25 protein-coding genes and 1 pseudogene are annotated in these 20,754 nt (G+C 68.1%); 16 read left to right on the top strand and 10 right to left on the bottom strand.

Going from position 1 to position 20,754, the window contains the following annotated elements; translation table 11 throughout:
* The first annotated feature begins 45 nt into the window (after positions 1-45).
* The 3 genes from ACIA8D_RS26625 to ACIA8D_RS26635 all read left to right on the top strand — a co-directional run bounded on the left by ACIA8D_RS26625 (position 46) and on the right by ACIA8D_RS26635 (position 2,731).
* Entirely contained in the window at positions 46-480 is a 435-nt protein-coding gene (locus ACIA8D_RS26625; RefSeq protein WP_399236038.1) for a hypothetical protein, read from the top strand.
* Between the two features lie 106 nt (positions 481-586).
* A complete protein-coding gene (locus tag ACIA8D_RS26630) occupies positions 587-1,822 on the top strand; it encodes an MAB_1171c family putative transporter (RefSeq protein ID WP_399236040.1) in 1,236 nt (411 codons plus the stop codon).
* A gap of 279 nt (positions 1,823-2,101) precedes the next feature.
* Positions 2,102-2,731, top strand: a complete 630-nt coding sequence (locus ACIA8D_RS26635; protein WP_399236043.1) for an HAD-IA family hydrolase — start codon at positions 2,102-2,104, stop codon at positions 2,729-2,731.
* 200 nt (positions 2,732-2,931) lie between these two features.
* Here ACIA8D_RS26635 and ACIA8D_RS26640 read toward each other — a convergent pair whose 3' ends face one another.
* Positions 2,932-3,807 carry a helix-turn-helix domain-containing protein gene (locus ACIA8D_RS26640; protein ID WP_399236045.1) on the bottom strand — a complete coding sequence of 292 codons (876 nt, stop codon included), beginning with the start codon at positions 3,805-3,807 and terminating at the stop codon, positions 2,932-2,934.
* 549 nt (positions 3,808-4,356) lie between these two features.
* Here ACIA8D_RS26640 and ACIA8D_RS26645 point away from each other — a divergent pair.
* From ACIA8D_RS26645 to ACIA8D_RS26695, 11 genes are all read left to right on the top strand, one after another.
* The gene (locus ACIA8D_RS26645) at positions 4,357-4,683 is read left to right on the top strand and encodes a transcriptional regulator (RefSeq protein ID WP_399236046.1); all 327 of its coding nucleotides are present in this window, start codon (positions 4,357-4,359) and stop codon (positions 4,681-4,683) included.
* Between the two features lies 1 nt (position 4,684).
* On the top strand, positions 4,685-5,704 hold the full coding sequence (locus tag ACIA8D_RS26650) for a hypothetical protein (RefSeq protein WP_399236048.1): 1,020 nt from the start codon (positions 4,685-4,687) through the stop codon (positions 5,702-5,704).
* Positions 5,704-6,408, top strand: a complete 705-nt coding sequence (locus tag ACIA8D_RS26655) for an ATP-binding protein (protein ID WP_399236049.1) — start codon at positions 5,704-5,706, stop codon at positions 6,406-6,408. The genes ACIA8D_RS26650 and ACIA8D_RS26655 overlap by 1 nt, the downstream gene beginning before the upstream one ends.
* 102 nt (positions 6,409-6,510) lie before the next feature.
* Positions 6,511-7,077 (top strand): WhiB family transcriptional regulator, encoded by a 567-nt coding sequence (locus ACIA8D_RS26660; protein WP_399236051.1) that lies wholly within the window; start codon positions 6,511-6,513, stop codon positions 7,075-7,077.
* Positions 7,074-8,141 carry a DUF2637 domain-containing protein gene (locus tag ACIA8D_RS26665; RefSeq protein WP_399236053.1) on the top strand — a complete coding sequence of 356 codons (1,068 nt, stop codon included), beginning with the start codon at positions 7,074-7,076 and terminating at the stop codon, positions 8,139-8,141. Before ACIA8D_RS26660 ends, ACIA8D_RS26665 begins: the two co-directional genes overlap by 4 nt.
* Positions 8,142-8,241: 100 nt before the next feature.
* Positions 8,242-8,466: a hypothetical protein gene (locus ACIA8D_RS26670; RefSeq protein WP_399236054.1), complete on the top strand. Its 225-nt coding sequence runs from the start codon at positions 8,242-8,244 to the stop codon at positions 8,464-8,466.
* Positions 8,463-9,128: a MobC family plasmid mobilization relaxosome protein gene (locus ACIA8D_RS26675; RefSeq protein ID WP_399236056.1), complete on the top strand. Its 666-nt coding sequence runs from the start codon at positions 8,463-8,465 to the stop codon at positions 9,126-9,128. Before ACIA8D_RS26670 ends, ACIA8D_RS26675 begins: the two co-directional genes overlap by 4 nt.
* Positions 9,128-10,900: a relaxase/mobilization nuclease domain-containing protein gene (locus ACIA8D_RS26680; RefSeq protein ID WP_399236058.1), complete on the top strand. Its 1,773-nt coding sequence runs from the start codon at positions 9,128-9,130 to the stop codon at positions 10,898-10,900. The genes ACIA8D_RS26675 and ACIA8D_RS26680 overlap by 1 nt, the downstream gene beginning before the upstream one ends.
* Before the next feature lie 105 nt (positions 10,901-11,005).
* On the top strand, positions 11,006-11,401 hold the full coding sequence (locus ACIA8D_RS26685; protein ID WP_399236060.1) for a hypothetical protein: 396 nt from the start codon (positions 11,006-11,008) through the stop codon (positions 11,399-11,401).
* A 370-nt stretch (positions 11,402-11,771) separates the two neighbouring features.
* Positions 11,772-12,731: a hypothetical protein gene (locus ACIA8D_RS26690; RefSeq protein WP_399236061.1), complete on the top strand. Its 960-nt coding sequence runs from the start codon at positions 11,772-11,774 to the stop codon at positions 12,729-12,731.
* 168 nt (positions 12,732-12,899) lie between these two features.
* On the top strand, positions 12,900-13,874 hold the full coding sequence (locus tag ACIA8D_RS26695; protein WP_399236063.1) for a hypothetical protein: 975 nt from the start codon (positions 12,900-12,902) through the stop codon (positions 13,872-13,874).
* A 281-nt stretch (positions 13,875-14,155) separates the two neighbouring features.
* Here ACIA8D_RS26695 and ACIA8D_RS26700 read toward each other — a convergent pair whose 3' ends face one another.
* The 3 genes from ACIA8D_RS26700 to ACIA8D_RS26710 form a co-directional block, all read right to left on the bottom strand.
* Entirely contained in the window at positions 14,156-14,485 is a 330-nt protein-coding gene (locus ACIA8D_RS26700; RefSeq protein ID WP_399236065.1) for an esterase, read from the bottom strand.
* An 89-nt stretch (positions 14,486-14,574) separates the two neighbouring features.
* Entirely contained in the window at positions 14,575-14,787 is a 213-nt protein-coding gene (locus tag ACIA8D_RS26705) for a hypothetical protein (protein ID WP_399236066.1), read from the bottom strand.
* 101 nt (positions 14,788-14,888) lie between these two features.
* Positions 14,889-15,236, bottom strand: coding sequence for a DUF317 domain-containing protein (locus ACIA8D_RS26710; protein ID WP_399236068.1), 348 nt, complete (start codon positions 15,234-15,236; stop codon positions 14,889-14,891).
* 216 nt (positions 15,237-15,452) lie between these two features.
* On the opposite strand from ACIA8D_RS26710, the gene ACIA8D_RS26715 reads away from it, so the two are divergent.
* Positions 15,453-15,716, top strand: coding sequence for a hypothetical protein (locus tag ACIA8D_RS26715; RefSeq protein ID WP_399236070.1), 264 nt, complete (start codon positions 15,453-15,455; stop codon positions 15,714-15,716).
* A 221-nt stretch (positions 15,717-15,937) separates the two neighbouring features.
* Here ACIA8D_RS26715 and ACIA8D_RS26720 read toward each other — a convergent pair whose 3' ends face one another.
* The 5 genes from ACIA8D_RS26720 to ACIA8D_RS26740 all read right to left on the bottom strand — a co-directional run bounded on the left by ACIA8D_RS26720 (position 15,938) and on the right by ACIA8D_RS26740 (position 19,646).
* Positions 15,938-16,879, bottom strand: coding sequence for a DUF317 domain-containing protein (locus tag ACIA8D_RS26720; RefSeq protein WP_399236072.1), 942 nt, complete (start codon positions 16,877-16,879; stop codon positions 15,938-15,940).
* A gap of 253 nt (positions 16,880-17,132) precedes the next feature.
* Positions 17,133-17,798, bottom strand: coding sequence for a hypothetical protein (locus tag ACIA8D_RS26725; protein WP_399236074.1), 666 nt, complete (start codon positions 17,796-17,798; stop codon positions 17,133-17,135).
* Positions 17,795-18,274, bottom strand: coding sequence for a hypothetical protein (locus tag ACIA8D_RS26730; protein WP_399236076.1), 480 nt, complete (start codon positions 18,272-18,274; stop codon positions 17,795-17,797). The genes ACIA8D_RS26725 and ACIA8D_RS26730 overlap by 4 nt, the downstream gene beginning before the upstream one ends.
* Entirely contained in the window at positions 18,271-19,050 is a 780-nt protein-coding gene (locus ACIA8D_RS26735; RefSeq protein WP_399236078.1) for a glycosyl hydrolase, read from the bottom strand. Before ACIA8D_RS26735 ends, ACIA8D_RS26730 begins: the two co-directional genes overlap by 4 nt.
* Positions 19,047-19,646 carry a DUF4913 domain-containing protein gene (locus ACIA8D_RS26740; protein ID WP_399236079.1) on the bottom strand — a complete coding sequence of 200 codons (600 nt, stop codon included), beginning with the start codon at positions 19,644-19,646 and terminating at the stop codon, positions 19,047-19,049. Before ACIA8D_RS26740 ends, ACIA8D_RS26735 begins: the two co-directional genes overlap by 4 nt.
* 468 nt (positions 19,647-20,114) lie before the next feature.
* Between ACIA8D_RS26740 and ACIA8D_RS26745 the strand changes: the two genes are divergently transcribed.
* Entirely contained in the window at positions 20,115-20,276 is a 162-nt protein-coding gene (locus tag ACIA8D_RS26745) for a hypothetical protein (protein WP_399236080.1), read from the top strand.
* A gap of 126 nt (positions 20,277-20,402) precedes the next feature.
* Here the strand turns inward: ACIA8D_RS26745 and ACIA8D_RS26750 are convergent.
* Positions 20,403-20,636, bottom strand: a pseudogene (locus ACIA8D_RS26750) (C-5 cytosine-specific DNA methylase); the annotation flags it as partial.
* Positions 20,637-20,754 lie beyond the last annotated feature (118 nt).

The following is a 20,754-nucleotide window of genomic DNA, read 5'->3' on the forward strand; positions in this document are numbered from 1 at the left end:
CCAACCCGCTTCAGCGTCGAGGCGCTGGTGCGCAATATAGAAAGCGTGTTGGGACGCCAGATCCAGTTGGCTCCACTGGACGATCCCGACGGGGGTCTGGGTACGGCGTGTGGCCTTCGGATCAGAACTCCCGAAGTCACCATCATCCTGTACCGGCGTCGCTCAAGTCGTAATCAAACAGAACACATCATCCTCCACGAGATCGCGCACGAATGGATGGATCACGGCACCTCTCTTTCGGCTGCCGAGATCGAGCAGTACGTTCCGAAACGCATACGCCAGGACGTTCTGCGGCGATACCCGTCGGCCCTGGTCCAAGCGCGTGTCGATTTCGACAGTCTCGAGGAGAAGCAGGCCGAGCTTTCGGCGTCACTGATCAAGCGCCTGGCGCGTCGTCAGTCGGCTACAGGGGACGATGTAATCAGCCTCTTGGAGTATTCGCTGGCGCACCCAGTCGCCCCTCCACGCCGACGTCGTTAGCCGCGCTTACTTTGACCCGCGCGATGACCCCCTAATAGGTAAGTCTGCACTCTGTAGCGCCTGTGAACGGCGACAGGTGTGACTCGCACAGATATCGACTGATCCCGTGTTCGACTTCTTTAAATACTTCACCGCGGCAGTGATGACGCTGATCTCCATCTGGCGATTCCCAGCCGTCAGATATGCCGATGCGCACCGCAGGGCGCTATGGGGTGGCTACGCGGGATTTGCAATCGCTCTATGTCTCTACACGCCCGCAGCCATGGACGCGGTGGACAGAATCCCTGTGGTCGACCTGAGTGCCCTGCTTCGGCATTTTGCCAGCACTGCGGCGATCATGGCGGCCCTGACTTACGTCGCCACCAGCTACGGCAAGACCTCTGAGACGGTCGTGCCAAGGCACGTAGAGGTCTCGCGCTGGATCGCCCGAGCGTCGTACCGAGCCGGAGCGGCTGGTGTAGTTCTGCTCGCCATCCTCTTTTTCACCGTGGTGAAACGAGACCGGCCGAGCGGAGATTTCCTCATCGACCATGCCGGGCAATGGGGAGTCGCGGTCTATATGACCGTCTTCTACTTCTTCCCCCTAGTCACTACTGCAGTTTGTGGCTATCAGTGGACCAGGGCGGCGCGTAGGGCCGAAAGTACGAGCATGCGTATCGGGCTGGGCTTTATGGGTTTCTCGATGTGGATGGGGCTGATTCATACCATAGCCCGAATCGCGACTCTGTGGGCCGCCGTAGTGTTTCCACTTAGTCAATCCACGGTGCGCTTCCTTATCGATGCCACCGCGATATGGATGGACCTTCTTTTCGTTATTGTCGCTGTAGGGGCAAGCATCCCAACAACCCGTGCGGCTGCGACGCGTTGGAAGGAATTTCGAACCCTAAGGCGAATCTATCCACTCTGGTTCGATCTGGTTGAAGCCTTCCCCGGAACCAGTTTGTACCCGCCCGGTCGGCGTCTCACTGAACTCTTTCAAGTCCGCGTCCCTATCGACGTCCGCCTGGATCGGTGGACGCAGGATATTTCTGACGCCTGCGAGAAGCTGCGCTATTATGTTCCGCGCGACCTGATGTTCGCCGCAGAGGATATGGCATCCGGGCACCCTGATCCCGAACCCGCTGCGGAAGCTTATTGGATAAAAGCTGGGCTCCTGGCAGCCAATGCCGAATCTGCCAGTCCGTCCTCGCCTACTCTCCTGAGAGACAAGCCGTTCGTCGACACCGACAGCGAAGCTGCGTGGAATGTGCGAGTTGGTGCCGTCTATTCGCAAATCACTGCGGAACAGGCTCGCGGAGTGCTCGACAACTCCGAGAAGCTGGAATCAGGGCACCGGTGCTAGGGCCAGTGGATGTGTTAACCGTTCTCGCGCCAGCACTCGCGGTGTGCACGTCTTGTCACTCAATGATGCGAACTTGAATGAGTTAGGTGAGATTCAGCACCACCTGCCGCGTGGTCTCGGCTGGTACCGTGGGTAAGGCGGACAGAAAGGTCTTGCCCCGCCCCTTAAACGCACTTCCCGGCCTTCGGTGCTCAGCATCTGCTACCGCTGTGTGCGCCGGGTCCGCGACGCTGTCCGGTCTGGATAGGCGTCCGAAATCTCAGCAATGGAGTTCTCCGCATGTCCAACCGCCGTACCGGCCTCATCCTTGATTTCGGAGGCGTTCTCACCACCCCGCTGCTGCCCGCAGTGCTCGCGTTCGAGCAGCGTGAAGGGCTTCCGCAGGGTGCATGCCTCACCGCCCTGTACAAGGACCCGGAGGGCGTCCGGATCACCAGTGATCTAGAGCGCGGCGTGGTGTCCCAGACTGAATGGAACGACTTCGCCGGCAGGATGCTGAACGTGCCGGCGGACAACCTGATGGGCAGGATCTTCGGTGACCTCCGTCCTGAGCCGCTGCTGATCGACGCTGCCGCTGCGGCCCGCCAGGCCGGTATCAAGGTCGGGATCCTCTCCAACTCGGTGGGCTTGGCTCCGTGGGACCTGTACGACGGCTACGAGCTGGGGACGCTGTACGACGTCGTCGTGATCAGCGAGCACCACCTGATGCGCAAGCCGGACCCTCAGCTCTTCGAGGCCACGCTCAAGCTCATGGGTCTGCCGGCCGAGGAGTGCATCTTCGTCGATGACACCGAGGCGTACGTTCAGGCAGCGGAGCAGCTCGGCCTCGCGGGAGTGCACAACCAGGACCCCAAGCAGACGGTCGCGACCCTGTCCGAACTTCTCGGCGTTGACCTGACTGCCTCCTAGATCGGCGGCGATCTGCGTCTGCGCGAAAGGGGCGACGCCTTGACCCATGCAGAGGTCAAGGCGTCGCCCCTTTCGTGTGTCGCCGCGGGTTCCGTAGTGGCACTGCCAGAGCCGAGCGGCCGGTGGTCGCACGAGGTCATCAGACACGCCCGCGGAGCGGTAGAGCCGCATCCGGTCGGCGATAACGCCTGCCGGTGGCGTCACTCCCCGTCTTGAACCTCGGGCAGTTTGTGTCGCAGTTCTCCGACGAGCCTGTTGATGCCGGCCATCATCTCGACGGACAGGCCCTCGCTGTTGCCGCGTGCGGCCAGTCCGAGCACCTGTCCCTGGTGGATCGAGCCGATGAAACGAATCGCCTCCAGGAACTCCCGGACCAAAGGGGTCAGTTCGGCGTCATCCCCGAACAGCCAGGGTGGTACCTCGAAGGCGCGGGCGAGGCCGGCGCGCACATCGTCGGAAGCCTCGGTTACCGTGCCTTCGCGCAGATGCGCGATCACCTCGGCGGTGACGGCTGCCGCTGGCACGTGGTGATTGACGAGTCGTGCGATCTCCGCGTCCGAGAGAGCCTCCTCGCCGGTGAGGCCGTACTGCAGGAGAAAGTTGATCTTTTCTCCGATCGTGTGCGGCGCGGCCTTCTGATCGTCGCGCAGGGATGCGGGGCGAATGCCGAACGAGCGGTCCTGAGCCGAGAGCAACTCGTCCTCAGTGACTCCGTACGCCGTCGCCAGCGGCTGCACATAGTTGTCGTTGAGCCTTCGCCGGCCGGACTCGGCATTGCTTACCGGGACCCGGCTGGCCCCGATGATCTCGGAGGCTTCCGACACGCTGAAACCGGCGTCGCACCGTAGAAGCTGTAGGTCGGGCGGCCCCTCGTGGGGAAACAGTTCGTCGAGCGGCTGACCCAGCGCCGATGCGATCGCCGGCAGCTTCTCGCCCTTGGGGAAGTCCTGCCCCGACTCCCATCGCGCGACAGTGGCGCCGCTGACACCCACCATCTCGCCGAGCTCTCTCTGGTGCATGTCCCTGCGTCGACGGACAGCGCGCACGAGGCTGCCGTCGAACTGACGTGGGGGCACATGAACTCCTGTGAGATGGCGAAGGCGTCGGCGTCTAGGGCAACTGTAAGCCAGGGTTGATGCATATGCGAAACTGACGTACGTTTCCGTATCGCACCTGTTGATCGGGCTCACCTCGACGGGGTCAGCCCTCGGGGGATACCTGTGTCTATTCCTCTGTCATGACTGGCCGCGCGATGCGCGCCGCGATCGATGCCCAGCCGGAGCGGATCGCTCTCGACGCGGCCTGTCCAGCTCCAGTCGAGGTGGTGAGTCGACCGCAATGGATCTTCTGGGCAACGGGATGGACTTGTCCGCGGAGGTCTACGTATGTTCGTCGTCCCCCGCCGGGCAGGGCCCCGAGGGGGGCAACGACCACTGGGAAGGAGACGGGACGGATGACGGCACGCGACCCGTGATCTGGCCCGAAAACTGAAACCGGCGCCGGGGAGCTACCAACTCCGGGGCGCCGGGCTGGCACCCCAAGGGGGCCAATTACACATCACGCGGGCGGCAGGGCTTCTTGCACGAGACCGCCGCACCGCGCTCCTACGAACAACGGAGTATCGCATGCTCGCCACGCCGAGCGGAAGTCCGGCCTGCCCGGACGACGGCCGTCCGCGACGCCTCGCCGCCCAGCTCGCCGACATGATTCCGGGTGCGGCCACGATCCGGGTCAGCCTCATGGACCCGGCGCAGACGTGGCCTCACCTCAACGCCATCGTGAAGGACGAGGCCGGAAGGACCGTGGAGCTGGGCCGCCCCACCGCCAGGATCGCGACCCGCTGGATCCTACGGGCCTGGCCGGAGGCGGACTGGAGGCGCCCGAACACCTTCTGCCTCACCGATGCCACCCTCACTCGCAGCGACCTGGTCGCCGCCGATCGGGGTCGCTGACATGGCCCGGATCCGAACCATCAAGCCGGAGGCGTTCACCTCCGAGTCACTCGCCGAAGTGACCGTGGCTGCCGAGAGGACCTTCTTCGGCCTGCTCACCCAGGCCGACGATCACGGTCGTCACAGGGACAACGCCGCGATCATCGCGGGGCTCCTCTGGCCCCTCCGGGCCGAGCACACCTCGGTGCACGTCGAGGACGACCTCCACCAGCTCGCGAGCGCCGGTCTGGTCTGCCGATACACCGGATGCGACGGCCGCCGCTACCTCCACATCGTGACCTGGTCCGCGCACCAGAAGATCGACAAGGCGAGCCAGTCGCGCCTGCCTTCGTGTCCGCAGCACCAGACCGCCGACCGATGCGCACCCTGCAAGGGCTCCTGCACCAGGCGGGTCGAGAGCTCGTCCATCCCTCCCCGAGGGCTCTCCGAGGCTTCGGGGAGGGCTCCCCGAGCCCTCGATTTGCCTGCCGTGCCCGCATCGAGGACGCCGAACGACCCAGACGGGCCCGCGGTCGACCGGCAGGAGGTTACCGACGGCGCGATCAGCGCACCCGGGCGGGTTGGAGCCAAGAGTGCAGGTCAGAGCACATTCTCTGAGGACTCCCCGAACCTTCCCCGAAGCCTCCCCGAGAGCTCGGCGCCTGGATCTAGGATCTTGGATCCTGGATCTCTTGTCCCTACGGGGCGCACAGCGCCCGCAGCCGGCGTCTCTGCCAAGGACCTGGTCGGGGAGTACGTCGCCGGATGCGACGAGCGTCCCCCGAGCGACGTGATCGGCCACCTCGGACGGATCACCAAGAAGCTCCTGGGTGAGGGCATCGCGCCGGAGCACATCCGAGCCGGGCTGGGGAACTTCGCGGCCAACCCGAAGCACCCGAGCGTGCTGACCAGCATGGTCAACGAGGCGATGAACGCTCGCCCTGGCGGTTTGGCGAGGCCGGGAATCCGGCCTGACGTGCCCGCCCACCAGGCGTGGACCAACCCGGCCAACGCTTCCGCCGCCTACGCCGAGGAGCTGTGATGCACACCCGTCACCGCGAGCCGCAGCTCATCGGGAACGAAGGCGCTCTGGAGCGCATGGCCAGGATCCTGGCCGCCCGCAACATCAACCCGGCCGACGCCGCCGCGCTCCCCGACGACTCCGAGCAGTTTTCCCCGCTGGACGCCCTGCTGGCCGGGATGCCCCCGCGCTACCAGGCGGCTGTCGCCGACCACCCCACCGTCCTGGACTGGGTCCGGGAGGTCACCGAGGCGGCGGTCGCCCCAAGCAGAGGAGCCCGGCGCCAGGTCACCACCGGGCCCAGCCTGCTGATGGCCGGGGTCGTCGGCGCGGGGAAGACGCACCAGGCGTACGGCGCGGTCCGAGCGGTGGTGCAGTGCGGGGTCGGCGTTCGCTGGTGCGCGACCACCGCTGCCGACCTGTACGCGGATCTCCGCCCCCGGCCCGGAGTCGACAGCGAGCGGGAGCTCGCGGCCTTCAGCCGCTGCCCGCTGCTGATCATCGACGACCTCGGCGCGGCTAAGGCGAGCGAGTGGGTCGAGGAAGTGACGTACCGGCTGATCAACCGCCGGTACAACTACGAACTCCCCACGCTGATCACCACCAACCTGGCGATCAGGGACCTCCGCGCCTACCTCGGCGACCGCGTCACCAGCAGGCTCGCGCAGATGACCACTCGGGTCGAGTTCGAGGCCGTCGACCGCAGACGCCGCACCGCCGCCTGACTCACCGCAGGCCACCCCCCCCGCGCCGCCCCGAGTACCTCCCGACCAGCGCACCTCTCCGCCGACGCCCCTGCGCGCGGAGAGCGATCGGAGCACCCCCGCATGACCAGCACGACGAACAGCCCCGCCCGCCACCGTCAGCTCGGCGACCACACCTGGCAGGCCGATGCCGTCTGCCAGAGCTCCGAGTACAACCCGGTGGACCCCGAAGTCTTCTTCCCGGAGCCCGACGAGACCGTCAAGATCGCTACCGCGAAGGCCCTGTGCGGCCAGTGCCCAGTGCGCCGCACCTGCCTGGACGCCGCCCTGGAGAGCGGCACCACCGACGGCATCCGAGGCGGACTGACCGAGGAGGAGCGCCGGCCACTGCACGAGAAGATCGCCCACCGCCTCGACTACAGCCGCGTCAACGACACCATCGACGGACGCGACGTCCATCTCACCAAGGCCGAACGCCGCGCAGTCGTCTACGCCGCCTACCGCCACGGGGTGAGCGTGCAGCGCCTGGCCTGGCTACTGAAGATCACCGAGGAGCACGCCCAGAAGCTCTACCGCGAAACCCGCCGTGCCCTGCGCAACCGAGACCTGGACCAGACAGCGAAGACCCCTGCGCCACCCGGGACCAGCGGCGAGCGCCTGCACCGCGACGACTTCGGGACGGCGGCATGACCACCACGAGCACGGCGAAGCCGGCGCACATATCCGGCTGGGACCGCGCGGTCGTCATCGCCCTCGGGGGCGCGGGATGCGCGCTGTCGTACGACGCCCTCCAGCAGATGGCTGTCGCCATCCACATCCGGGGCTTCCTCACCTACCTCTTCCCTCTGGTGATCGATGGGTTCATCGCCTACGGCATCCGGGCCCTCCTCGTCCTGCGCGACGCGCCCCTGCGTGCCCGGCTCTACGTCTGGGCGCTCTTCGGCACAGCCACCGCCGCCAGCATCTGGGCCAACGCGCTCCACGCGGTTCGGCTCAACGTGGGCGCGGTCGCCGGCACCGGCCTCCGACTCGGTGACGCGGTGGTCGCGGTGCTGTCCACCATCGCCCCGCTCGCCCTGGCCGGAGCGGTCCACCTCTACATCCTCATCGCGCGGGGCTCGGTCAGGGACAGTGACCGGGAGAACCTCGGTCTGACCGGTCACCTCGGTCAGACCGACCGGGGTGATGCCATCGAGGTCACCCGAACTGACCGAGGCGGTCAGCAGCGGCCGATGACCGGTCAGGTCGAGCCCGGTCAGTCGGCCACCGCCCTGACCGACCGGCTGCCGCTGTCCCTGGCCAAGCAGACCACCGCCACCCGGTCACTGACCGGGGACGCGAAGCCAGCGGACAGCAGCCAGGTGGTCACCGGCGACCGCGATCGAGACCACGGGGCTCCTGACCTGCCGGGACAGACGGACAGGGCGCGGACGGTCACTAGCCGCCCCGACGACGCAGCCGAGGTCGACGGTGAACAGGACAGTCCCACGGCGGGCACCACGCGGCCGGTCACCTCGTCGCCTGTCACTGACCGGGCCGCCCGGACACCCGGCGGTCGGCGGCCTGACCCAGACACCGAGGAGCTGCTGGAGATCGCCCGGTCAGCGGTCAGGGCCGAGGACAAGCTGACCCGCAAGGTGGTCGCCCAGGCGATCCGGGGCCAGCAGATCCCGCTGTCCAGCGACACCCTGACCGCGCTCATGGCCCAGCTCCGCGAGCAGCACCGCCAGCCGGTTACCCCCTCCCGGACCTGACCGGACCTCCACGGAGCGGGTGACCGAGCCGGTCACCCCGGCCGGTCGCCCGCTCCGTAGGCCCGCCCGACGTCCCGCCAGCAGAAGCGGAGAACACCTGATGCGCACCCACCCGGCCACGCCCGCCGAAGTCGACTCCTGGCTGACCGTCCTGCATCAGCACGGCCACCTCCACCGCGCCCAGTCCGGCCCCGACACCACCTGGATCGTGCAACGCAAGCAGCACGACCGGCCCTGGACCCTGCACCATCCGGTCCTGGCCATGGACTGGATCGAGGACCTCGTCCGCAACCTCCGACACCAGGACCCGGAAACGAGCCGATGACCCCCGACGACCCGGTGGTCACCACCATCGGACAGCAGCGTGACCCCACGACGGCTCCTGGCGGAGCAAGTTGTCGCATACGACGGTCCTACGGCCCGTCGCACGCACTTGCCCCCGCCCAGGAGGGCGGAGGAAGCCCGGCTGGTCCCCGAGCGAGGGCGCACGAGGACCAGCCGGACAACCCGCACCAGGGGGCGCCGGTCACCGGAGGAGAAGCCGACCGCGAAGACCATCGCGAGCAGCCGAGCACCAGTACGCCCGCCTTTCCCGACCGCACTCCGCGCCGCCGCCGACGAAATCCCAGCGAGCGCACCCGCAAGACGACCACCCGCCTCTCAGACACCGAGCACGCCGAGATCGTCGTCGCCGCCGCGCAGCGCAGCATCACCGTCGCCCGTTTCCTCGCCACCGCCGGCCTCGCCGCCGCCCGCGGTTCGACCGCCCTGCACACCGACGAACAGCTCGACACCGCTATCGACGAGCTGGCCGCCCTGCGTACTGCCCTGGCCCGGATCGGCAACAACATCAACCAGATCGCCTACGTCCACAACGCCGGCGGACAGCCCCGCCCCGGCGAACTCGACCAGGCTCTCGTAACCCTGACCCGGCTCCTGGCTCGCGTCGATGACGCCGCCGACGCCCTGGTAAGGAGGCGAAACTGATGGTCCCCAAGATCCGGCGTGGCTCGCGGACCCACGGCCTGCTTGTCTACCTGTACGGTCCCGGCAAGCGCGACGAACACGTCGACCCCCACCTCGTCGGGAGCTGGGACGGCTTCGCCCCCGACCCAGGTCGCGACACCAGCCCCGACCCCGACCCCAAGGTCACCCTCGCTCGCCTCGCGGCCGCCCTGGACCTGCGGGTCAAGCAGGTCGGCGACAGCGCACCCACGCAGCACGTCTGGCACTGCTCGGTCCGCACCGACCCCGGCGACCGGATGCTGAGCGACGCAGAATGGGACACCGTTGCCCGCCGCCTGGTCCACGCCGTGAACCTCGCCCCCGAGGGCGACCCGGACGGCTGCCGGTGGGTCGCCGTACGCCACGCCGACGACCACATCCACATCCTGGCCACCATGGTGCGAGGCGACCTGCGCCGCCCCCGAATGAACTACGACTTCAAAAAGGCCCAGGCAGAATGCCGCCGCATCGAGAAGGAGATGGGGCTGCGCCGCCTCAAGCCGGGCGACGGGACTGCAGCCAAGACCCCCACCAGCGCCGAACGCTTCAAGGCAGAGCGCACCGGCCGACCAGAAGCGCCCCGCGAAACGCTTCGCGAAGCCGTCCGTCGGGCCCTCGCCGGCGCGGCCACAGAAGAGGAGTTCTTTACCCGACTCCGTGAGGCAGGACTGCGCGTGAAGACGCGGACCGCTCCGTCCGGCGACGCCATCGGCTACAACGTGGCCCTACCCGGGGACCGCAACCGTAGTGGCGAACCGGTCTGGTACCCCGGCTCCAAGCTGGCCCCGGACCTCTCCTTGCCCAAGATTCGCCACCGGCTGGACGACGATACCGCCGACCCGAGCACGCCCTCGTCCACAGAAAGCCGGACGGACTGGTCCCCGCCTGCCCGTGAACGACGCAGTGCGAGCGGCATCGCCGAGCGCTCGGCCGTTCTCCTGGACCGTGACGAGGACGGCGAGGCCGCCGCTCAACTCGTCGGCGTCGGAGAACTCCTGGACGCGGTGGCCCAGACCTCCCCGGCCGCCACGCGCGCCGAACTGGCCGCCGCAGCTCGTGCCTTCGAGCGGGCGACCCGCAGCCACGTCCGCGCAGAACGCGCCGACACCCGGGCTCTCCGCTCGGCCGCCCGGGGCATCGTCCAGGCCGGCGGCGCGCTCGGCCGGGGCGAGGACGGCGGCACCACTGCCATGCTGGTCTCCACCCTCGTCCTGGTCACCTTGGCCGCCGCTCGCTGGCACTCCGCCCGCGGTCACGCCCAGCAGGCCCATGCCTCACGGCAGGCCGCGAAGCACCTGCGCATCGCCTACCGGCATGCCGCCGCCACGCCGATGCGTGTACTGCACGACCAGGGCCGTTCCCTGCCAGAAGCCCGACGCCGCTCGCACGAAGCCACACTTAGCGCGGTCCTGCCGGAGTGGGAGGTACGAGCAGGCGGCAAGGCGAGGCTGCCCGACGCCTTGCTCGCTACCCTCGCCCAGGTGGAGCAGGCGGGCCATGACTCAGAAGCCCTCCTGCGACAGGCCATCGACATGCGCGAACTCACCAGCGCGGAGGACGTGAACGACGTGCTGGTCTGGCGCCTGCGGCGCATCGCTCAGCTCCCGGCACACCCGAGCGAAGCGACACGTCGCCCGCAGGCCGGCACCCGCCAGGCCAAGACGTCGACCAGCCGCACCACTGAACGGAACGCCTCAGCAGCGGTGACGCGGCCAGCAGGTTCAGACCCCGACCGCCGCCCACCACGTCGCTAACCAGCTCGTAGGGCAGTCGCCCACTCACCGAGCGGACGCCGCGAAACGTATGGACAGCCGATTCCACCGGCTGTTAGGGATGAAAACAGGACCGACTACCGGGAGATGACGCTCGTGCCCAGAACCACCAACCGCGCCACGGAGCCGGCACCCGCACTGCCCGTCGACACCGACCCGCTGATGCAGCTCCAGTACGAGACGCGGGCGGTTGATGGCCCCGGCGCGATCCGCTGCGTCGGCCACGCACGCGAACTCGCCCTCGGGGGCATCCCCGTGATGTGCCCCGCCTGCCGTGCCCGACGCGACTGGCTGCTCATCAACCACGGCCGCAACGTATGGATCCGCTGCCGGTGCGGCAACCAGTGGCTCGAACCCGAGATCAGCCGCGCCGACTTCGATGCACTGATCGGCGGCCCGGACGGGGCGACCTACCCGAGTGTCGAAGAGGGCCTGGTCGCGCTTGGCTTTGACGGTGTCTTCGTCGGCATCTACCTGGAGTAGGCGAGTAGCAGACGAAAAGCGCCTAGGGGTGCCGCGCCCGCGGGGCGTGGCATCGCACCAGCGTGCTACCCGACGATGACGCCTGGACTGCCAGAAGGCCGGGCGTTTTTAGACCGCGAAATCACCTTTCGCATCCGGGCGCGACCACGAGCGCGGGTGCGGAGGTTGCACCCGCAGCAGGCATACATGGGTGCCGGTGTCCGACACAGCAAGGTAAACGGGGAGCGGCTGCCTTCCTTCACCGCGCGCAGCCACTTGCACCCGAAATCGAAGGCGCAGAAGGACCATCCCGAGGCAGAATCCCCTCTGTAAGGCCAGCCCTCTCACAGCAAGGAGCACAGGCATCAGCAAGCCGATCTCGCCTCAGCACTTGAAGAGCCTGGCCTTCGTCAGGCTGCTGCACCGCCAGGGCATCGAGCAGTCGCTCCTCCCGGAGCCGCTCTCGTTCACCTCAGTGCTGACCTTCCACGACGCTGTAGAGCTGTTCCTTATCGTCGCGGCCGAACATCTGGGCGCTGTTGTGAAAGATAAAGACGGGTTCATCAAGCGTTTCTTCGAGGGCTTGTATCCCAACAACTTCCCCGGCGGCGTGGAACTGCAGGGACAATACGGGATCAAACGTCTCACCGAACTGCGCAACGGGTTCAAGCACACGGCCGGCTTTCCAGGCCCGAACGCCATCGCGGACGCGAAGGCCGACACAGCTCACTTCTTCGAGGAGAACACTCCAAGGGTCTTCGCTCTCGCCTTCGACGACCTTGACTTGGCCGAAGTAGTCCAGCATGGCCAGACGCGCGCACACCTGAAGCGGGCCGCGCAGCTGGACTCGGAAGGCGACCGCCTCGAAGCCATGGGCACGTTGGCTATCGCGTTTGAACAGCTCATGACCGACCAGGTCAACGACGCGGTTGCACCGCGTGGTCTATCCGCCTACAGCTTCGGCAGGCAGCTTCCCCGTCATGGTCTGCGTGCCGACCAGGTGCACGCGACCTTGTACCAGCCTGATCACGCCGGACGGAGAGGGGCGCCCCCACGTGCCGCGGAAACGTTGGCCAAGGAGTACACGCACACCCGTGATGTCACCCGAGCCCTACAAGAGGGCATGCGCCTTATGGTGCTGGGAGTTGACTACCACCAATACCAAAGATTCACGCAGCTCACGCCGGCCGTGGGCTATACCTATGGGAATCCGGACACTCCCAAGTTCTCCGTCGAGCCCGAATACGCGCCCGACCAGGAGGAGTTCGAGTTCTGCCGCCAGTTCGTCATCATGGTGGCACTCCGCCTCACCGAGATCAACGCGCGCGCCGTACCGCCGTCGTGGCGGTGACGCAGTGTCTGAGTTTCGCCTCAGCGTGCCGGGCGAAGGGGCGGCTAGCTTCGGGCGCTGCCGCCCGCCGGGTGCGATCCTTGTCAGGCTGGTGGGCGTCGGTCTCCACTCGGGAGACTGAAGCGAAAACTCCTACTGCGCTGAACCAGAGCATGCGACCATGCGGGCATGGCGGAAGATCACAAGCCCTCGGAGGAGCCGGAGAAGCGGGAGTCGTTTGATCCCTCTCGCTTCTACTCGGCGGCGTTCAAGCCGCTGATGGACAGCTACGCAAACTGGGCAGCAGATCTCAGCAAGCAGCTTTCCGGAACTGCTTCCGTCCGGTTCAAAGTCCCCCGAGTTACCTTTGTGCCGCCAGTTGTTCCCGCGAACCCAGTAGCTGAAATGCTGGGCAGGCAGCTGGCGGACCTGACGAACTTCAACTCCGTGATCCGCCAGGCCATGGAGCCGCTGAATCAGTACTACAGGGATCAGTGGCAAGGCATCTTCGCGTCTCTCGTCGAACTGCGACGGCAGGTCCTCCCAGAGAACCTCCGAGACGCTGCCCCGAACCTCAAGGCGCTAGAGACGCTGCTGATCGACGAAGGCATCCCGCTCATGTGGGTGCCGGGCCCGAAGACCGTACGTGCGCTGCTCGATGCATCTGACACGGCGGCTCGCCGTCGTGTCATTGGGCAGCGGTGGAGGGGCATAGCCAACGACTGCACAGCGATTCTCGAAGGCATCGACCACCCAGGGCTGCAGGACAGCCGCCGCTTCGGCCTCGACGTAGTCCGAGCCCTGCGCGACGGGCACACCAGCGCGGCCCAGGCCCTCGCCGCCAACCTCCTCGACTCCCTGCTGCACCGACACTTCGACAAGGCCAGTCGCCTGCAGCTGACAAAGAACGAGTTCAAGACCAAGGGCGTCAAGTTCAACCTGGACGACTACAAAATCAGAGTGGCGCTTACGTTCGCCCCGGTCTGGTGCGCACACGCCAGGTACTTCCCAACGGACGGCGACCCGATCCCACGCGTGTTTGGTCGGCACCCGAGTGCCCACGGCGTATCGCGCGCACAGTACACGCGGATCAACGCCGTCTACGGACTCATGCTGGTGGTGTCGGTCCTCAAGTTCTTCGATCTGGAGATGAGCCGCCGGTAGGCGCACTGTGCCGCACCAGCACGCCTCACACCGCTGAAAGCCCGATGTCCCGCTCCTCGTGTTCGAAACCCACGGCCAGCTCAACGTTCACCCGCTCGCTTGCGGTCGAGCACCGTGTCCCCGCTACGGAATCGCGGTACCGGCCGCGTAGCGCCCTTCTACTCCACGTTGGGGATGAAGGCTGCTGCCCCCGGGTCGCGCCGGGGGCAGGGTGCCGCTGGTAGGTGAGTCGTGGACGGCCCCTGCCTGATCGGCGTGGGGCGGCCTTCTATGGTCCTGGGTCAGACTCCGGCGAGACGGTTCGAGAGGTCGAGGGCGTCGGTGGCGAATGCAAGGGCGGTGCACAGGCCGGTCACCTCGTACAGGGTCGGGCGTACCAGGCTCGGCCAGTCGTCCGGAGCGGCGGGCCAGGAGCCGAGGTGTACCTCGGTGGTGGTCAGGCCGAGGTGGGCGGTCACGTCCCAGCCGCTGAGTGGGGCGGGCTCCCAGCACAGTCGGATACGGCCGACGGCAGGTCTGGGAGTTCTGGCGGTGAGCCAGCTGACGTCGAGGGGGCCGTCGGGCCGGGTGGAGACGCGCCGGACAAGTGCTCCGTGTGCGCCGTGGGGCATGGGGAGTACGGCGACTTCGTGCAACGGAATGAGGGACGAGGGGCGAGACCGCGAGGAGATAGGAGCCTCCGTGGTGGTAGGGGGATCGGTCAGGCCCAGGCGAAGGCGTCACGTGCCCCCACCGGGAGATACCCCTCCTGCCCGTTGTCGGCGATGTACGCCTTGCCGTCGCGGACGACGACCTCGGCTCCCACGTAGTGGGCGAACGGGAAGTCGGGGTTGATCGCGAGGCGGACCGGCAGGTCGGGGTCGAGGTCCTGGAGCTGGCCGAGCAGGTGGCCGACGGTCAGGTACTGGGGCAAGAGAATCTCCGAGAGTGGTGGGTGCTTGACGGGGCTTCTCGGTCCGACGACACGGGAGTCGTCGGGCCAGCCGGTAGGAAGGGTGAAGGGACCTTCGGCGATCAGCACGAGGAATGGGGGACCAGGGCTGTGAGGAACCCGGCAACCGCCTCGGACGGGGTGCGGAGACCGAACTCCTGGACCCAGGCGTCACCGTCGGTGGGCTGCACCCGGACGTGCCAGACGATGTTGCGCTTCCACGCAGCCGGGTCTTCGGGGAGCCAGCCGACGTAGACGCGGCCGTCGGGGCTGGTGGCGTGGACGTTGGCCTCTGGGGTGTCGACGATCGCCCAGCCGAGCGCGCTCAGGAGATCGAGCACTGGAGTGGCGCAGTGGTCGGAAGAGAGCCAGTGGGCGTCTTCTCCGGCGGGGCGGACGACGGTCGACAGGAGGGATGCGGAGGCAGTCACGGTTGGACGATCCCTTCGTTGAGCTGCGGTTTTCCCGACATCCGTACGTTGGCATGCAGCCTGCCGAAGTGCGTAGTCGATTCCCCGGGGTGACGTCTGCCGTGGGCGAACTCGAGGTCGTCAGCAGGTGACGGGAGGCCAGGGAATTTACAGACAGCCGCTGTTGTCCTATCCGGGTTGTGGTGACGGGTCGCACGGAAGCGAAGGGGAGCAGACATGGCCGAGTCGAGCAGACATGGGGACGGCGCCGGGCTGGAGCGCAAGATCCGTGCAGCCGGGCGGCCGTGGACCGTGGGTGACATTGCGACGGTCGCCGATGGCCAGTGGGGCGTCGGTGCACAGCCCGACCGATGGCCGGACGAGGGGGTCGTGGAGCGCCGGGTCGCCGAAGGCCGGTGCGTCGAGCTGACGATGGAGGAGCTGGCCCGCGCGGTGGGACCCTGCGCCGAGGACGCCCACTGTGAAGAGGACTCGCGCTAACCGATCAGCGACATGGGCCCGGTGTGGGCACCAGTGGGCCGGTGGCGGCTGCCGGACAGGACGCTTGAAGCACGCGGCCCGGGGCGTGCGCGTCTGCCGGGAGCGGGCGACAGTGGCCTCGGTCAGCCGAGTCGCCGTCTCTGCGGCCACGGGGCCCGGCGGCCCACGAGCCTCGGCCACGCGCCTGATCGCTTGGAGATGCGCACGGCTCTTTGTGGGAGTCATCGGCCTTGCCGTGGCGCCGACGCCCTGGTCGGCAGCCGGACTGCGGGCATGGGCGCGAGGCTGCCCGACCGGTTCGGCGCAGCACCGGCGGAGCGGCTCTGGGCGGCCATCACCCGGAGGTCGGCTGCCGTGCGTGGCCCCCGCGCGGCACGGTGTACGGCCTGGGTGACTGCAGTACGGCGTACTTCCAGCGGAGTCGGAGCACGGGAGACGTGAGTATCGGTGACCGGAGCGACAGGGGTCATCGTGACCAGGTGCTGCATTCGCCGGTCGATCTGGTGCCGTTCACGGATCACCGGGGCCGACTCCGCCACCACGGACGCCGTCGCGGCGATCAAGTGGGACGGGGTGCGAGCGGTGAACACGGCCTCCGCGCGAGTGCCCCACCCCGGTGGTCCGGCCCACAGGGTGACGGTCTCGGCGTCCGGGCCGTAGTCGCGTCGATCGACAATAGCTCCGGCCTGGCCGTCGGGGGCGATGATCTCGATGATGCCGGGGGAGTCGGGCACGCCGCGCCTCCACCCGGCATCCAACAGCGGCCGGACGGCGTCAGCCCAGTAGATCGAGGGGTGCGCCAGGAAGTGTCCGTTGCCGTCGTAGGCGTCAGCCTCGGCGTAATCGTGGGCCAGCGCGGTGGTCAAGCCAGCGACGATCTCGGCCGGGGTGACGTGGTTGAAGGTGGCGGTCCAGCGGGTGGCGGATGCGGCCTCGGCAGCCGCGCTGATCTTCCAGAGGTCGAAGTCGTCGCCGAACCAGCCGATCCGGATCCTCTGATCCGGTGAGGTGACGAGGAGCTGACAGGGCCCCTCGTCGAGGTACCGGTGTGGCCAGTGGGCGACGGGGGCGAAGCCGGCCTCGCCGGTCCCGTTGGAACCGGCGAGATACATGGGGCTTACCAGCACCTCTTGGTACCGGTTCGGGTCATCAGGGGCGAGCATGGTCGAGTCTCCGGCGTTGAAGGAGGGGAACGCGCCCGCGTGCGCAGCAGCACGAGCGGCTGGAGCGCACATGGGCGCCGTGGCGGCGACGAGTGGCTTCTGGTTCTCACGACCGTCACGGGCCCCGGCCTGGTGCCGACTGGGCGGTCACGGCCGCCGGCGCCCGCGGTTGCGGCTGGGGTGCTCGCTTCGGTGACGTCGAGTGTGTCGGCGACGAGATGGGTGCCAGGGTGCGTGGTCGCGTCGTACGGGTTCACTCCGCCGCCTCCATCCGGGCGAGCAGGGAGCGGACCAGGCAGGGCAGGCTGCCGGGATCGTCGCTGAGCCGGCAGTGGTCGGTCGTCTCGCGGAGGAGGCCGGCATCTTCGAGCAGTCCGCTGGAGATCTCCATGCAGGCGTCGGTGATCCGGGAGGCGGCGAGCAGCGACTGGGAGAGGACCTTGACGTAGTCGTCCGGCGCGAGGCCGGCGGTTTCGGCCGCGGTGCGGATTGCCTCCAGCTCAAGTGCGCTGAATGCGAAGTCGAACTCGTCGTCCCGCTCGATGTCGCCGGACGCAGCGGTGAGCGGGGCCCTGGGCGCCGTGGGGATGCCCACGCGGGTGCAGATCTCGTCGACCGAGACAGTCAGCTCCGCAAGTGACTCGGTGAGCCACCCCAGCCCTGACGCGTAGGAGGCCAGGGCGAAAAGGCCCGCCGGCGTGGCGGGGCGCGGCTCGGCGGCCACGACCCCTTCGAGCCGGTCGTTCAGCTCGCTGACCACCCGGGGCCCGGCGGCCAGCGCGCCCAAGACGGGGTGCAAGTAGGAGCGGGCGGCGGCCGTCGGGTACTCGGCGGTGAGGATGCCGGAGACGCTCTGCGCGGCATCGGTGAGGAGGTCCGCCAGCTCGGAACGGGTAAGCGCTGCGCGGTCGGTGGTCATCGCTGGGGAACCTTTCGGGGAGCAGCAGCCGGGGGTGGGGCTGCTGTTGGCCGAGGGGCTGTGTGGCCTGCCATCGGCCGGTCGGCGGTGAGCGACGACCGGGACCGGGCAGCCTGCACGCGGGCCTCCGTGGCGGAGTCCGGCCCGACGTTCTGTCGGGGACCGGTGCGCAGGTGGGCCGTGCGGTAGACCGCGTAGTCCTTCCGGCTGCCGGCAGCGACGAGGTAGATCTCGCGCTTGTGGGTCGAGGTCGGCGGAGCCGGGCGGAACTGGATGACCATCCGGTAGGCGACGGAGGGGTCGACGTAGACCTTGTGGAAGCCGGTGAGACGGCCCTTCAACGGCAGGCAGTCGTCGCTGCCGTGCACCAGGTTCTGCAGCTCCAGCAGAGCCAAGTCGCGTATCTCGTCGGGAAGTTCCCGCAAGTCGGCGATGGCGTCGGGATGTGCGGCGAAGGCGAAACGGGCGCGGCTCACAGCAGCCTCCCCTGCACCGGACGCTGGATCGGTACCGCCGGGGTCGTGCGGGGCGCGTCGAGGCCGGTCTGTGGCGACGCGGCGGCACCGGCTGACCGGGCTAGGGCAGTGCGAGCCATGCGGGCCCGGACGACGGCACCGTTGTGATCGCTGTACTCCGGTGGCTCCGGCAGCGGTCCGCCGCGCTCGTTCAGCCAGGTCTGGGCGGCCTCGACATCGGCGAAGGCGCCCTCGCGCATCGTGTACGTGCCGGCGTCGTGGTCCCACTCCTCGTGGAAGAGGCGAATCGGTGTCTGGGTAGCGCAGGAGTCACGGACAAGCGTCCACGCCTCGCTGGGGTCGTAGTCGGAGGTGCACGTGTCGAGGACCTCGTAGCGCGTGCCCGACTTCTGGATCTGCTGTTCCACCTGCACCGTGAGGTCGTCGGCGGGTTCGATGTAGTCCCCACCTCGCAGCGCGATCGGATCGAGCGGGCAACCGCGTTCTGCCAGCCAGTTCTGGGCGAAGGACGCCGTGGCGTGGTGGCTCGTCTCGAAGGTGAACGTGGACTGTCGAAGATCCCGCGCCACCGAGATCGCGACGAGCTGCGGCTCACCAGGTATCCCCCATGTGACCGATCGGTCGTGGGCGAGGACGAAGCTGTGGGAGCCGTTGGGCGTGGTGTGGTGCTGGGACAGCACTGTCAGCTCGCCGGCCCAGAAAGTCTCCATCGCTTCCTTGGAGGCGTCGTCGACTGGCGAGAGATCGTCGAGGTCGAAGTCGAGGCCGCTGTTCACGCCGCCACTCCGGGCTGCCCGGGCGCGGGGGTGGCCAGCACGCGATGGTTGGGGCGGGTTGGGCTGGTCGTGCAGGCCGCGAAGGGCCCGTCGGGGGCGCGCAGGTGCGCCAACGTCTGGTCCAGGTGGTCGCGGTGCCAGGTCGACGGGCCGGACAGGCCGGCCTCCGTGTCGGTGAACTGCTGCCAGGCGAGCCAGAGCGCGTGGAGCCGGGCGACGGCCTCGGGGTGCTCGCGCCACTGCGCACACCACGGGCGACTCGTGCTGATCTCCCGGCCGTACACCGGGAGGAAGAGGTAGTTCACCCAGTCGCTGAGGGCGGCGAGTTCGACGGCGTACGCTTCGCCGCCCAGGGCGAGGATGAACACCGAGGCGGGGCGGTCGGCCTTCTTGCCGCCGGCCGCCTCGGCGTCCGTCACCTCGTCCGTCGGCTGGCTGGCAGCAGACTCGGGTTCGGAGCCGAGGCGGTCGAGGATGACGCCGTGCTGCCTGACCTCTGCCATCGTCTTGGCAAGGGTGCTGGCGAGGTCGTCGAGATCTCCGTCGGAGACGCGGAACGGCTCGGGGCCGGGGGCGGTCGGGCTGGTGTCGGACATGAGGGTGTACTCCATCTGTGAGACGGCGACATGCCCGAGAGGATCCGGAGAAACAGCGGTTTGGCCCGGCCGGAGAAACGCGGTAGTGGAGCGCTACCGGACCGCGCAGCGGGGACAGCGGGGGAAGTGCGGTGCCAGCAACTGCATTGCCCGAGCTGCCTGTTGCGGGACGACGCCGTTGCCGAGCGCGGTGAGCTGCGCCGGCCGCCCCAGCCCCGGAGTGGCGGTGACCCAGCCGGCGTCGAGGCCCTGCATCCACTCCACGAAGTCCGCGCGGAGTCGACCCGCTGCGTCCGTGGGCGCCGGGGCAGGACGGGTGAGCCTCTCCCATCGGGTGATGGCCGCTCCGTACGCTCCCCATCGCCGGTCCGCTCCTCGGGCTCCGGTGTCTCCTCCGCCCAGAGCGACAGGACCACCGGCGACAAGGGAGGCCGCCATTCCTTCCCGGGGCGGCGCCCCGCTGTGCGCATGTGGCTGGCCCTCGGCGCGGGCAACAGCGACGCCGCAGCGCTGGGCAGCGTCATGTCGCCATTGCCGTGCCGCTGGTTCGGCGAGCCTTTGATGCCGTCCGACGCCTTCGGGGTCGGCAGCAGCAGCCACTCGACCTCGTCGGCCAGGCTCGGCCCGTGACCCCCGCTCTTCCTCTTCGACGGATGCTGCGAGCCGCCGTTCTTCGCGATGTTGCTGGTCGGCGTCTTCAGCAGGGTGTCCGGCGGGCCAGGCAACGAGGAAGACGCGCTCGCGGCGGCGCGGGGCCCCGATATCGGAGGCGCGAAGCACGAGCCACTTCGCGTCGTACCAGAGGTCGGCCAGGGACCCGAGTACGGCACCGAGTGCCCGCAGAGGAGGCTGACCTGTGGTGTCTCCCAGACACCACGGGCAGAGTTCCATGTCGCCAGGGGAACCGGCGGGGGAGGTGAGGAGGCCGCGCACATTCTCGATCACAACCAGGCAGGGTCGGAGGGCTGCGACCGCACGAGCGACGTGCAGCCAGAGCCCGGAGCGGGTCTGGGAGTTGAATCCGGCCCGACGGCCGGCGACCGAGACGTCTTTGACAGGGGAAGCCGGCTGTCAGGACGCAGACCCGGGGAATGGTGGACCAGTCGAC

This window comes from Streptomyces sp. NPDC051684 (assembly GCF_044453445.1).
Lineage (GTDB): Bacteria > Actinomycetota > Actinomycetes > Streptomycetales > Streptomycetaceae > Streptomyces.